Source organism: Streptomyces sp. NPDC057623 (genome assembly GCF_042800355.1).
Lineage (GTDB): Bacteria > Actinomycetota > Actinomycetes > Streptomycetales > Streptomycetaceae > Streptomyces.
Window position 1 is genome coordinate 67,389 of record NZ_JBHVGZ010000006.1, and the last position, 13,764, is coordinate 81,152.

Here is a 13,764-nt window from a genome sequence, read left to right on the forward strand (position 1 = left end):
GGGGGGGGGGGGTGGGGTTGTGGGGGGAGGGGGGGGGGGGGGGGGGGGGGGGGGGGTGGGGTGGGGGGGGGGGGGGGGGTGGGGGGGGGTTTCTCTTCCCCCCCCCCGAGCCCTGCACTCACATCAATACGCCTGCTCTGGATATATCAGAGCTGGTTGCCGACGAAGACCGTGAGGTCGACGAGGCGGTTGGAGTAGCCCCACTCGTTGTCGTACCAGCCGAGGATCTTCACCGAGTTGCCCTCCTGGACCATGGTCAGGGAGGAGTCGAAGGTGCAGGAGGCCGGGTCGCTGACGATGTCCGAGGAGACGATCGGGTCCTCGGTGTACGCCAGGTAGCCCGCCAGGTCGCCGTCCTCGGAGGCCTTCTTGAACGCGGCGTTGACCTCGTCCTTGGTGACCTCGCGCTGCAGCGTCACGACCAGGTCGGTGGCCGAACCGGTCGGGACCGGGACGCGCATGGCGATGCCGTCCAGCTTGCCCTTGAGCTGCGGCAGGACCAGGGCGGTGGCCTTGGCGGCACCCGTCGTGGTCGGGATGATGTTCTCGGCGGCGGCGCGGGCGCGACGCAGGTCCGAGTGCGGGAAGTCCAGGATGCGCTGGTCGTTGGTGTACGCGTGGACCGTCGTCATCAGACCCTTGACGATGCCGAAGTTCTCGTCGAGGACCTTGGCCATCGGCGCCACACAGTTGGTGGTGCAGGAGGCGTTGGAGATGACGTGGTGGTTCGCCGCGTCATACTTGTCCTGGTTGACGCCCATCACGATGGTGATGTCCTCGTCCTTGGCCGGAGCCGAGATGAGGACCTTCTTGGCGCCGCCGGCGAGGTGCTTCGCGGCGTCGGCCTTTTTGGTGAAGATGCCCGTCGACTCGATGACGATGTCGACGCCCAGCTCGCCCCACGGGATGTCGGCGGGGTTGCGCTCGGACAGGACCTTGATGGTGTGACCGTCGACGGTGATCGTGTCGGCGGTGTGCGACACCTCGGCCTTGAGGCGGCCCAGAATCGTGTCGTACTTCAGCAGGTGAGCCGTGGTCGCAGTGTCACCCAGGTCGTTGACAGCCACGATCTCGATGTCAGCGCCCTGCTCCAGCAGCGCGCGGAAGTAGTTGCGACCGATACGACCGAAGCCGTTGATGCCTACGCGGATCGTCACGAACCGATCTCCTCGTTGGTACGCCGGCCATGCGGTGCCGGCGAGCTCTATTTGGGATGTCCCCGACCGCCTACGACCCTACCTCTCTGGAGCCTCCGTGGTGACATCCAGATGCCTCATACACGGCAGGGCGGTCCGTACCCGCCAGTAGGGGTACGGACCGCCCTGCCCCGGAAGCCCGGATCACTCGTTTCGGTCACGGTGCGTCGCGCACGGTTGACCTCGGCGTGTCAGCCCTCAAGTGAGAGGAGGGCCTTTCCGATGAGCGCCTTGCGGTCGGCCGCGGAGGTGACGTGTTCCAGGCCGAAGCCCAGCAGCACGGTGTCGTCCGTGGTGATCGCACCGAAGGTCTGGAACAGCGCCCCGGTCCGCACCCAGTCCTTGAGGACGGCCGGGCTGCCCGCGGGCGGGCCGGTCACCTTCCAGGCGCCGAGCGACGTCTCGTACCCCTCGGTCTCGGTGGCCGCGGCGCCGACGACGAGCGAGGTCTCGTCGGCGAGGACGCCGTGGCCTCCACTGCTCGGGTCGGTGACGTAGCTGATCGAGAGCTCGACCGACTTGCCGGCGTAGGCGCTCAGGTCGAACCCGACCTGCTCCCAGCCGTCGGAGGCGCCGGTGAGCGCGTTCCACTGGCCGCTGCTGCCGCTCGCGGTGCACCCGCTCGTCGCCACGGTGAGGTAGTGGTTGAGCCAGGGGTGCAGCTCCGCGTAGAACCCGGCCTCGCAGTCCGCGGGCACGGTGGTGCTGGTGGCGCCGCCCGTCTCGGGGAGTGTCGTCCAGTCCTCGGCCCCTGTGGTGTGGGCCTCGATGAGGACGTTGTCGTAGCCGGGCTCGACGTCCCACAGCAACTGGGTGCGCAGGGTCGGCTTCTGCGCGGCGCTCACTCCGGTGAGGTCGACGGTCCTGGTCAGCCGCTTGTAGGCGTCGTCGGTGTGAACGGCGGCCGCCATGGAGGATCCCGCGTACGGGCCGTACGGGTTGACGGTCCCGGCGAACTGGCCCGCGCCCGCACTGGCGAACTGCGGGTACTTGTCGGCGGGGAGTTCGTCGGAGGTGACGCTGTAGGTCCCGGCCTTGTCGAGCGGGTTGCCGGTGGCCTCGCCGAGCGGGCCGGTGAAGCCGCCGAGCCTGCCGGCGCCGGTGAAGCCGGTGACCCCGGGGATCGACGTGCGCGAGTAGGCGCCCAGGTAGTACTGGCTGAAGTCGTCCGACAGGGTGCCGCCACCGAGGTCGACGTTGCCACCGGCCTGCTCGCCCGCCTCCATCAGCTTGCCGCCCTCGTTGAGGTAGGCGCGCAGCTGGAGTTGGGTGGCGTTGCCCGGGACGTTCACGCCCGTGTAGTGGACGACCGTGTCGAAGTGGCCCAGCACGCCGAGCGCGTCGGGCGCGCCCTGAGTGGCGACGTCCCAGACGATCGCCCGGTGCCCGTTGGCCTTGAGCGCGTCGACGTACTTCTGCGCGTGCGTGGCGGTGGCGCCTTCCTCGGCGACCACGAGGACGTCCGCGCGCGGCCGTTCGGCCACGGTGTAGGTGAAGTGCGCGCTGGAGACGGGCTTTCCGCTCTTCGTCTCGCCGGTGTACCAGACCTCGACCTTGTCACCCGGGTCGCCGTCCGCGACCTTGGCCCGGTACTCGTCGAAGTAGAGGTTGTCCTCACCGCCGTACGTCTCGCCGCCCTTCCAGGGCCTGAGCGCCATGTCCTCCGTACGGCCGCCGTTGACGCGGTACTTGAGCTCCTTGTCACGCACGGACTTGCGTACGACGACGGAGACTTCCTGGTCGGCGCCGCGGGAGTACGACGTGGTGAACGGCGCCGGGATGAAGTCGGCGGCGCTCAGGCCGAGCGAGGAGGAGGGCCGGTCGGGGTGCGCGGCGGACTCGGCGACGGAGAGCGCGAACGGGACGTTCTTGGCGAACTCCTGCTGGATCAGCTTCTCGTCGTCCGGGAAGTTGAAGACCGACTGGCAGTCCCGCGCGTTCCACTGGTCGTTCGGGTCGATGTTCGACGCGGTCTGGCAGGTCGACATCTCGGGCGTGAACATCGCGATGCCGTTGACGTTCGAGGCGTGTCCGTCGGCCTCGCCGTTGGTGGTGTACAGCTCCGAGGAGACCTGCGGGTGGTAGCCGGGGACCGCGGGGTTCTCCGGTGTGCCGGCGAGCGCCTTGTAGAGGACGTCGTCCGGGGAGTTCGTGGCGACCTGCCAGCCGACGCCGTAGAGGATGAGTTCGGCTGCCGAGTGGTAGTTGATGCCGTAGTCGAAGCCGATACGGCGCTCGAAGGCGTCCAGCGCCTTGGTCTCCGGCTCGGAGCCCGGGGACGCGCCGCGGTAGGTCTCGCTGGTGGGGCTCGGGGAGGAGCCCTCGTCGTCGTAGCCCCACTTGTAGGGGAAGTTGCGGTTGAGGTCGACGCCGTCACCGGTGCTGATGGCGCCGTCGCCGTTGATGTCGCGCAGGTTCTTGCGCCACAGACGGGTGCTGGAGTCCTTGAAGGTGTAGTCGTAGCCGTCGGGGTTGGCCGAGAGGACGAACCACAGCTCGGTCGAGTCGACGATCTTCTTGACGCGCTTGTCCGTCTTGTAGTTGTCCAGGTAGTGGTGCATCAGGCGCCGGGTCATCTCCGGCGTGATCCACTCACGCGCGTGCTGGTTGGAGACGTAGAGGACGGAGGGCTTGGTGCCGTCCTTCGTCTTCTTGGCGTTCTTGGTGAGCTTGAGCGCCAGGATGTCCTGCCCGCCCACCGTCTTGCCGATGGAGACGACCTTGGTGAGGCCGGGGTTCTCCTGTCCGGTCCGCAGGAGCTCCTCCTTGAGACCCCCGCTTCCGCTGTACGGGCGGTACACCCCCTCGGCGGCCTTGTCGGTGCGGGCCTCGGCCTTGGCGGTGAGGTTGTGCTCGGTGAGCTCGACGCCCTTCTTCTCCAGCTTCCCGGCCTGGTCGTCGGTGAGGTACACCTCGACGGTGGCCGTGCCCTTCTCGGGCGCCTGCTCACTGAGTTCGTGTCCGTCCTGGCCGGCCGCCAGCAGCAGGGGTATCTGCTTCTTGGTGACCTCGGCACGGAAGACCTTGACCTCGTTGGGGTCGGTGTCCTGCGAACTTCCTTGCTGGGCCTGGGCGATGGGTGCGATGCTCGCTCCGCCGATCAGGAGCGCGCCGACAGCGAGGATCGATCTCGCTCTATGTCTCATGAACCCCCCTAGCAGTGTTTCGCCACAGCGGCGAATGACTGCCAGGCTCATGCCACTTCACGGCGCAGTCAAGAGTGCCGCAAAGACTGACAAATACCGGTGCCGACGCCTCAAGTCGACGTCGGCACCGGCATCTTGACGATCTCTCACGTCAGCCGACGAGATTGTCCGCCAGCTCCTCGCTGAGGTTGGCCTCCGTGCCCGGAATGCCGATGTCCTGGGCCCGCTTGTCCGCCATGGCCAGCAGTCTGCGGATCCGGCCGGCGACGGCGTCCTTGGTCAGCGGCGGGTCGGCGAGCGCGCCCAGCTCTTCCAGGGATGCCTGCTTGTGCTCCATGCGCAGGCGCCCGGCGGCGGCAAGGTGCTCGGGAACCTCCTCGCCGAGGATCTCCAGGGCGCGCTGGACCCGCGCGCCGGCGGCTACGGCAGCGCGCGCGGAGCGGCGGAGGTTGGCGTCGTCGAAGTTGGCGAGGCGGTTCGCCGTGGCGCGGACCTCGCGGCGCATCCGGCGCTCCTCCCAGGCCAGCACGGACTCGTGCGCACCGAGCCGGGTCAGCAGCGCGCCGATCGCGTCGCCGTCCCGGACGACCACGCGGTCCACACCGCGCACCTCGCGGGCCTTGGCGGCGATCGACAGCCGACGGGCCGCACCGACCAGGGCGAGCGCGGCCTCGGGGCCCGGGCAGGTCACTTCCAGGGAGGAGGAGCGGCCGGGCTCGGTGAGCGAACCGTGCGCCAGGAAGGCACCCCGCCAGGCGGCCTCGGCGTCACAGGTGGCCCCGGAGACCACCTGCGGGGGCAGCCCGCGGATCGGGCGCCCGCGTCCGTCGACCAGACCGGTCTGGCGGGCCAGCTGGTCACCGCCCGCGACCACCCGTACGACGTAGCGCGAGCCGCGGCGCAGCCCGCCCGGTGCCATCACGATCAGTTCGGAGCTGTGGCCGAAGATCTCCAGGATGTCCCGCTTGAGACGACGGGCCGCCATCGCGGTGTCCAGCTCCGCCTCGATCACGATGCGCCCGCTGACCAGGTGGAGGCCGCCGGCGAACCGCAGAATGGCGGAGACCTCCGCCTTCCTGCAGCAGGTCCGGGTGACGGGGAGCCGGGAGATCTCATCCTTCACCGCTGCCGTCATCGCCATGGGCCGATCCTTCCATGCATCCGAAAAATACGGTCGTACGCGGCGGCGAGCAGCTCCGGGTCGTGCCGGGGCGTCCCGTCCGTCCGGGCCACCGGGGCCAGCTCGACCGCGGCACCGAGCCGCTTGGCGGCCTCGGTGAGCACATCCCGGTCCGGCACGGCGGCCTCGTCGGCCAGCACCACGTCCAGGGCGAGTTTAGGGGCGTGTCGTCCCAAAACCTCCAAATGACGCTGCGGTGAGAAGCCTTCGGTTTCTCCCGGTTGCGGGGCGAGGTTCAGGGAGAGTACCCGGCGCGCCTTCGTCTCGGTGAGGGCGTCCAGCAGTTCGGGCACGAGCAGGTGCGGGATGACGGAGGAGAACCAGGACCCGGGGCCGAGCACCACCCAGTCCGCGTCCCGGACGGCGGCGACGGCCTCCGGAACGGCGGGCGGGTCGGACGGTACGACGTGCACCGACTGGACCTCACCGGGAGTGAGGGCGACATTGGCCTGGCCGCGGACGGTGTCGACGGCCTCGGGCTGGTCCGCGTCGTGCCCCTTGACCAGGGCCTGGAGCTCCAGCGGTACGGCGGACATCGGCAGCACGCGCCCGTGCGCGCCGAGCAGCTTGCCGACCAGGTCGAGGGCCTGGACATGGTCGCCGAGCTGCTCCCACAGGGCGACGATCAGCAGGTTGCCGACCGCGTGGTCGTGCAGGTCGCCCTGGGAGTGGAAGCGGTGCTGGATGACGCGGGCCCAGGTCTGGCCCCAGTCGTCGTCGCCGCACAGCGCGGCCAGCGCCTTGCGCAGATCACCTGGCGGCAGCACGCCCAGCTCGTCGCGCAGGCGCCCGCTGGATCCGCCGTCGTCGGCCACGGTGACCACGGCGGTGAGGTCGCCGGTGATCCGGCGCAGCGCGGCGAGCGAGGCGGACAGTCCCATGCCGCCGCCGAGGGCGACGACCTTGGGCTGGGTGCCCCGGCGGCGCGGTCTGCCGCCGCGGGCCTCGGCGGGCCGGCCGGCGCGTGACTCGGGCACCGCCCGGCGCAGCCTGCTCAGCCGCGGAGTACGTCCCGTCATTCCCGTCCCATGTCCCGGTGTACGACCACCGTCTCCACGCCCTGGGAGGCGAGGCGGGCGGCGAGCTTCTCGGAGGTGGCGACCGAGCGGTGCTTGCCGCCGGTGCAGCCGACCGCGATGGTCACGTACCGCTTGCCCTCGCGGCGGTATCCGGCCGCGATGAGCTGGAGCAGCTCGGAGTAGCGGTCGATGAACTCCTTCGCGCCGGGCTGGTTGAAGACGTACGCCGACACCTCCTCGTTGAGGCCGGTGAAGGGGCGCAGCTCCGGGACCCAGTGCGGGTTGGGCAGGAAGCGCATGTCCACGACCAGGTCGGCGTCAACCGGGAGGCCGTACTTGAAGCCGAAGGACATGACCGTCGCCCGCAGCTCGGGCTCCTCCTCGCCGGCGAACTGGGCGTCCATCTTGGCCCGCAGCTCGTGCACATTGAGGCTGGAGGTGTCGATCACCAGGTCGGCGTCGCCCCGCAGCTCGCGCAGCAGCTCGCGCTCGGCGGCGATCCCGTCGACGATACGGCCGTCGCCCTGAAGGGGGTGCGGACGGCGCACCGACTCGAAGCGGCGCACCAGGGCGTCGTCGGAGGACTCCAGGAAGACGATCCGGCGCGTCACACCCCGGGTGTCGAGGTCGGAGAGGGACTCCCGGAGGTTGTCGAAGAAGCGACGGCCGCGGACGTCGACGACCACCGCGATCCGCGCCACGTTGCCCTGGGAGCGGGCGCCGAGCTCCACCATGGTGGGGATCAGCGCGGGCGGGAGGTTGTCGACGACGAACCAGCCGAGGTCCTCCAGACACTTGGCTGCCGTCGAGCGGCCCGCTCCGGACATGCCGGAGATGATCACCAGCTCGGGGATGGCCACTTCGGGGACCCCGGCTGAATCGCTGCCCGTACTCACCTGTGCTCCGTCTTCCTGGCGTGCGTCCTGCTGGGTGAGATCCTCGCCGCCCGCCTTGTGTGTTTCCTGAGCTTGTGGATCTCGCTCAGCTGTGGGCTGTGTGTCGTGCTCGCTCATCTCTCCTGCCCCCGTCGTTCGTCCGGGGTGCCCGCGGACACGGGCTCCCCCGAGGTCTCCGCCGTCGTTTCGGATTCCTCGTCTTCCATGATCTCTCCAGTCGCCGTGTTGACGGCGGGTGCGACCGGGGCCGCCTGGGCGAAGGCCACGGCGATCGTCTCAGCCGTCTTGCGACCTATGCCCGGAACCTCGCAGATCTGGTCGATTGTCGCGGATCGCAGCTTCTTCACCGAACCGAAGTGCTTGATCAGCGCCTGCTTGCGAGTCTCACCGAGGCCGGGGACGTCGTCCAGCGGGCTCGACCGGAAACGCTTGGCGCGCTTGGTGCGCTGATAGGTGATCGCGAAGCGGTGGGCCTCGTCCCGGACGCGTTGGAGCAGGTAGAGACCCTCGCTGGTGCGGGGCAGGACGACCGGGTCGTCGTCGCCGGGCAGCCAGACCTCCTCCAGGCGCTTGGCCAGGCCGCACACGGCGATGTCGTCGATACCGAGCTCGTCCAGGGCTCGCTGGGCGGCCGCGACCTGCGGCTGCCCGCCGTCCACGACGACCAGCTGCGGAGGATAGGCGAAGCGCTTGGGGCGGCCCTCGTCGTCCTTGAGGCCGTCGGCGAGGGGGGCGGCGGCGGTGTCGGTGAGGGGGCCGGAGGAGGTGAGGGGGCCGTCGCCGTCGGCCGCGAGGGAGTCCTCGCCGTCGGCCCACTCGCCCGTCCGCTCCTTCTCGGCGAGATAGCGCCTGAAGCGGCGGGTGATCACCTCGTGCATGGAGCGGACGTCGTCCTGGCCCTCGAAGCCCTTGATCTGGAAGCGGCGATACTCGCTCTTGCGCTGGAGCCCGTCCTCGAAGACGACCATGGAGGCCACGACGTCGTCGCCCTGGAGATGGGAGATGTCGTAGCACTCGATCCTGAGCGGGGCGCTGTCCAGGTCGAGGGCGTCGGCGATCTCCTCCAGGGCACGCGAGCGCGTGGTCAGGTCGGAGGCGCGCTTGGTCTTGTGCAGGACGAGTGCCTGCTTGGCGTTGCGCTCGACGGTCTCCATGAGGGCGCGTTTGTCGCCACGCTGGGGGATGCGCAGGGAGACATTGGAGCCACGGCGCCCGGTCAGCCACTCCTGCACCGGCTCCAGCGGGTCGGGCAGCGCCGGGACGAGGACCTCCTTGGGCACCGAGTCCCCGGTCTCCTCGCCGTAGAGCTGCTGGAGGGCATGCTCGACGAGGGCGCCGGTGGTGATCTCCTCCACCTTGTCGGTGACCCAGCCGCGCTGGCCTCGCACCCGACCTCCACGGACGTGGAAGATCTGCACGGCCGCCTCGAGCTCGTCCTCGGCGACCGCGATGAGGTCGGCATCGGTCGCGTCGGCGAGCACGACCGCGTTCTTCTCCATGGCCTTCTTCAGGGCCTCGATGTCGTCGCGCAGGCGGGCGGCCCGCTCGTACTCCATCTCGTCGGCCGCCTCCATCATCTGCTTCTCCAGCCGGCGCAGATAGGTGCCCGTGCGGCCGGTCATGAAGTCGCAGAACTCCTCGGCCAGTTCCCGGTGCTCGTCGTCGGAGACACGTCCCACGCAGGGGGCGGAGCACTTGCCGATGTAGCCGAGCAGACAGGGGCGGCCGGTGCGGGAGGCGTTCTTGAAGACGCCGGCCGAGCACGTGCGGACCGGGAAGACACGCAGGAGGAGGTCGACGGTGTCCCGGATCGCCCACGCGTGCGCGTACGGACCGAAGTACCGCACGCCCTTCTTCTTGTGACCGCGCATCACCTGTACCCGTGGGAACTGCTCGTTCATCGTCACCGCGAGGTACGGGTAGCTCTTGTCGTCGCGGTACTTGACGTTGAACCGGGGGTCGTACTCCTTGATCCAGGAGTACTCCAGCTGGAGGGCCTCGACCTCCGTGGACACCACCGTCCACTCCACTGACGCGGCCGTGGTGACCATGGACCGGGTGCGCGGGTGCAGGCCCGCCAGGTCCTGGAAGTAGTTCGCCAGGCGCTGACGCAGGCTCTTCGCCTTTCCGACGTAGATCACCCGGCGGTGCTCGTCACGGAACCTGTACACCCCGGGAGAGTCGGGGATCTGTCCCGGCTTGGGGCGGTAGCTGGAGGGGTCGGCCATGTCTCACACCCTACTGGCGAGCAGTGACAGTCCGGCGAGGCTGTGGACAACGGCCCGGCCGTCGGGCTCAGCGGTCCACAACCCACGACACGTCGGCCGGCGGTGTCCCGAAATCCAGCAGGTGGCGGGCGATCCGGAGCGCCTCCGTGAGCGGAACGGTGTCCGCGTCCGGGTACGTGTCACACTGCCCGTTCGTGAGCACGTAGCCCCCTCTGCCGCCCTCGGCCCCGGGGTCGGCGGCGTGCGCGCCGGGGTCGTCCTCGTCATCGAGCAACATCACCATCGCGCGTTCGGTGTTGCTCACCACTGCCAGACGGCGCCCCGAGGAACTGGTCAGCCACGTTTCGAGCAGCCCGCCGGAGATCCGTTCCCCCAGCAGACGGACCGCCTCGTCGGCCGTCACCGGCTCTGCGCCGTCGCCGCATCGCCAGATCTCCTCCATGGGCGCGATCATCCCACGCTCGACTGGAGACCGGCTGCTCCGCGGCGAGGCATCGACGCAGGTGGCAGGCAGGTGGCGGACAACACCGGGACGGACAGGGTGACTTGAGCCTGACGCATCGCGACTCGGCCAGGGTGCGGTGCTGTTGGGCATCAGGTGTTGTCGGGACTTTGTCAACACGCTTCAATGCGGGGGAACTCAGGGCCCTGAGCAACGGCGTACGGATGTGAAGAACCCCGCCCCGCGCCGACGGAGTGGCCCCGATCACCGCGCGACCCGGTCTGACCAGCCGTTGCGAACAACCACAGAAAGGCCCCTGCATGCCGCACGCCACACAGCACGCGGACATCCCCGCCGTCGCCACCGCGGAACTGGACACGGCCCTGCGAGGCGGCCCCTTCCACGTCGCCCTGCGCGCCGCGATAGCCGCCCGGGGACTGCCGCTACAGCGCGTGCAGCACCATCTGTCCCGTCGTGGTGTGAAGGTCGGCGTCACCAGCCTGAGCTACTGGCAGCAGGGCGCCCGCCGACCGCAGCGCCCCGAGTCACTGCGTGCGGTGCGGGCGCTGGAGGAGATCCTCCAGCTGCCGGAGGAGTCCCTGATCCGGCTGCTCGCCGAGGCCGACGACCATGCCGCGCTCCAGCGGCCGGCGGCGCGTTCCTACCGCTCCCTGGTGGAGGCCTCGGGCGTCCTGGAGCAGCTGCTGGCCGACCTGGACTGTCCGGTCGACGGTGGCCTGCACACCCTCGCCCACCACGAGCGGGTACGGATCGGGGCGCGCCGTGAGCTGGCGGGGCGCGAGTCGCACCACGTCGTACGCGCCCACAGGGACGGCGTGGACCGCTTCGTCGCCGTCCACCACGGCGACCCCGGATGCGTGCCGGAACGCATGGCGGTGCACGCACTGGAGAACTGCCGCACGGGCCGGGTCCGTTGGCATCACGCCACGGGGGTCCTCGTGGCCGAGCTGCTCTTCGGCACACGGCTGCGGGCGGGTGACACCTACCTCTTCCGTCACGGCGTCGAGGACGGGACGGCCGACGTGTCCCGCGAATACGCCCGCGGCTTCCCTCTCGCGGGCGGCCAGTACGCCCTCCAGGTCCGCTTCACCGAGAACACACTCCCGGTCCACTGCCATCGCTTCTCCCAGCACTCGGCGGCAGCACCCCGCAGCGGCCGCCAGGGACTGGCCCTCAGCGGGCTGCATCGTTCCGTCCACCTGGTCGAGCCTCGGGTGCGGACGGGGATCGTGGGCATCGGGTGGGAGTGGGAGTGAGCCGACGCCCCGACCCACCCTCGACCCGGTCGGCCATCAGGTTCTGATCCGAGTACCGCTTGGCACCCCCTTGGCAGTCGGGCCCTCGGCAGTCGGGCGCCTTGGTCACCGGAGCGATGACGTAAACGATTGCGCAAGCGTTTACGTCCGGCGCCGAATGGGATACCTTCCGGCCGGAAGGACCGCGGCACACCCAGGGAGGGGTGCGGCCGAGGGAGGGGATCGAGATGGCAACCATGGCAGACGTCGCGCGGAGCGCGGGCGTGTCCGTGGCGACCGTCTCCCATGTGCTGAACGGAACGCGGCCGGTGCTGCCCCACACCCGTCAGGCGGTCCTGGACGCCATGGACGAGCTCGGCTACACGCCCAACACCCTCGCTCGTTCCCTGGTGACATCCCGCACCCGGTCCATCGGGCTCGCGGTCTCCGCGATCAGTAACCCGTATTTCACGGAGATACTCCAGGGTGTCGAGGCCGGCGCCGTGGAACACGGCTACAGCCTGCTCATCGCCGACCCGCACGACGATCCGGAGCATGAGCGCAAGGTCATCCAGCTCCTGCACGAGCGCCGCGTGGACGGCATGATCGTCGCCCCCTCCGCCGACCCGCGCGAACTCGTCGCCTACCTCGGGCGTCACAAGGTGCCGACGGTCCTCCTGGACCGCCTGGTCGACCTCCCGGCGGGCGGCTCGACGCGGTTCGACCAGGTCTGCGCCGACAGTGCCGGGCCCATGGCCCAGCTGGTCACCCATCTCGCCGGCCTCGGCCACCGTCGGATCGCCCTGGTCGCCGGCCTGCCGGGACTCAGCACCACCAGCGAGCGACTTTCCGGGTACCGGGACGGCCTGTCGACGGCCGGGCTCGTGTACGACGAGCGCCTCGTCGTACACGGCGACTCCGAGTCGGCCGGCGCTGAACAGGCCACCGCCGCGCTGCTGTCGCTCGCTTCGCCGCCCACTGCTCTCGTCACCGCCAACAACGCGATGACCATCGGGGCTCTGCGCGCCCTGCGCGGCCACGGCATGTCCGTGCCCGACGACATCGCTCTGTGCTGCTTCGACGACTTCGCCTGGGCCGACCTGTTCTCGCCGAGACTCACCGCGATAGCCCAGCCCAGCAGGGACATCGGCGCCCTGGCGGTCCGGGTACTCCTGGATCGCCTTGCCGCTCCGGACCGGCCCGCCCGGACCAAGCGGCTCCCCTGCACCTTCGTACATCGCACCTCCTGTGGATGCCCCGAACAGCCCCTGACGTCCGTGAAAGGAACCGTCTCGTGATCGTCGTCGCCGGTGAGGCCCTGATCGACCTGGTACCGCAGGGCACGGGCGCCCTCGCGGGCCTGAAGCCGGCGCTCGGCGGCGGCCCCTACAACACCGCCGTGGCCCTCGGTCGCCTCGGCTCCCCCACCGCCTTCAGTTCCCGCACCTCCTCCGACGCCTTCGGCGAGGCCCTGCTCGGGGGGCTGCGGGAGGCAGGCGTGGATGTATCGGCCGTGCAGCGCGGTGCGGAGCCGACCACGCTCGCGGTCGCCACCATCGACCCGAACGGCTCGGCCGCCTACTCCTTCTACGTCGAGGGCACCGCCGACCGGCTCTTCGCGGCACCTTCGGAGCTGCCCTCGGCAACCCGCGCGGTGTCCTTCGGTACCTGCTCGCTCGTCCTGGAACCGGGGGCGAGCGCCTATGAAGAGCTGATGCGGAGCGCGGCCGCGGCAGGGGTGTTCACCGCGCTCGACCCGAACATCCGAGCCGGGCTGATTCCCGACCCGGACGCATATCGGGCCCGGTTCAAGAGCTGGCTGCCGTCGGTGTCACTGCTCAAGCTCTCCGAGGAGGACGCACTGTGGCTGGGCGGCACGCCGCGTGAGTGGCTGGCCGCGGGGCCTGCGGCCGTGGTGATCACTCACGGCGGTGACGGGCTGACGGCCTTCACACGGGACGGAGCCGTGCACTCCGTGCCGGGCGAGGAGGTGGACGTCGTGGACACGATCGGTGCGGGCGACACCGTGAACGCGGCCCTGTTGCACGGGCTGGCCGCCCAGGACGGCCTGTCCGCCGAGGCGCTCCTGGGACTGGGCGCCGACGGCTGGACAAGGCTGCTGCGGTTCGCGGCGCGGGCTGCCGCGATCACCTGTTCCCGGGCGGGCGCCGAGCCGCCGTACGCCTCCGAGCTGGGGGACTTCTAGGAGGCGTGCCGTTCCATTCCACTCTTGAGCAGTCAAGGTTCGTCACTGCCGCAGCAATCGGGCAGCTGTTGATCCAACGTGCGGCGGGGCGGGGGGGGGGGTGCCGGGGGGGGGGGCGGTCCTGGTTTTTGTTGGGGTTTGGTCTTGTGGGTAAGAAATCGTTGGGTGCGTGTTTCTTTTTTTTCTGTGTTTTCT

At 69.8% G+C, this 13,764-nt stretch carries 10 protein-coding genes; 3 read left to right on the plus strand and 7 right to left on the minus strand.

Going from position 1 to position 13,764, the window contains the following annotated elements; all coding sequences use genetic code 11:
- Positions 1–146 precede the first annotated feature (146 nt).
- The 7 genes from gap to ACFU95_RS08915 all read right to left on the minus strand — a co-directional run bounded on the left by gap (position 147) and on the right by ACFU95_RS08915 (position 10,107).
- Positions 147–1,157, minus strand: coding sequence for a type I glyceraldehyde-3-phosphate dehydrogenase (gene gap / locus ACFU95_RS08885; protein WP_048585224.1), 1,011 nt, complete (start codon positions 1,155–1,157; stop codon positions 147–149).
- A gap of 230 nt (positions 1,158–1,387) precedes the next feature.
- Positions 1,388–4,342, minus strand: coding sequence for a M14 family zinc carboxypeptidase (locus ACFU95_RS08890; protein ID WP_383823843.1), 2,955 nt, complete (start codon positions 4,340–4,342; stop codon positions 1,388–1,390).
- A 151-nt stretch (positions 4,343–4,493) separates the two neighbouring features.
- Entirely contained in the window at positions 4,494–5,483 is a 990-nt protein-coding gene (gene whiA, locus ACFU95_RS08895; protein WP_383823846.1) for a DNA-binding protein WhiA, read from the minus strand.
- A complete protein-coding gene (gene yvcK, locus ACFU95_RS08900; protein WP_383823849.1) occupies positions 5,474–6,541 on the minus strand; it encodes a uridine diphosphate-N-acetylglucosamine-binding protein YvcK in 1,068 nt (355 codons plus the stop codon). Before yvcK ends, whiA begins: the two co-directional genes overlap by 10 nt.
- The gene (gene rapZ / locus ACFU95_RS08905; RefSeq protein ID WP_383823851.1) at positions 6,538–7,554 is read right to left on the minus strand and encodes an RNase adapter RapZ; all 1,017 of its coding nucleotides are present in this window, start codon (positions 7,552–7,554) and stop codon (positions 6,538–6,540) included. The genes yvcK and rapZ overlap by 4 nt, the downstream gene beginning before the upstream one ends.
- Entirely contained in the window at positions 7,551–9,665 is a 2,115-nt protein-coding gene (gene uvrC, locus ACFU95_RS08910; protein ID WP_383823854.1) for an excinuclease ABC subunit UvrC, read from the minus strand. The genes rapZ and uvrC overlap by 4 nt, the downstream gene beginning before the upstream one ends.
- Positions 9,666–9,732: 67 nt before the next feature.
- Positions 9,733–10,107, minus strand: coding sequence for a hypothetical protein (locus ACFU95_RS08915; RefSeq protein WP_383823856.1), 375 nt, complete (start codon positions 10,105–10,107; stop codon positions 9,733–9,735).
- A gap of 320 nt (positions 10,108–10,427) precedes the next feature.
- Between ACFU95_RS08915 and ACFU95_RS08920 the strand changes: the two genes are divergently transcribed.
- From ACFU95_RS08920 to ACFU95_RS08930, 3 genes are all read left to right on the plus strand, one after another.
- Positions 10,428–11,384 (plus strand): hypothetical protein, encoded by a 957-nt coding sequence (locus ACFU95_RS08920; protein WP_383823858.1) that lies wholly within the window; start codon positions 10,428–10,430, stop codon positions 11,382–11,384.
- Between the two features lie 227 nt (positions 11,385–11,611).
- A complete protein-coding gene (locus tag ACFU95_RS08925; protein ID WP_383823861.1) occupies positions 11,612–12,661 on the plus strand; it encodes a LacI family DNA-binding transcriptional regulator in 1,050 nt (349 codons plus the stop codon).
- A complete protein-coding gene (locus tag ACFU95_RS08930) occupies positions 12,658–13,569 on the plus strand; it encodes a carbohydrate kinase (RefSeq protein ID WP_383823864.1) in 912 nt (303 codons plus the stop codon). The genes ACFU95_RS08925 and ACFU95_RS08930 overlap by 4 nt, the downstream gene beginning before the upstream one ends.
- Positions 13,570–13,764 lie beyond the last annotated feature (195 nt).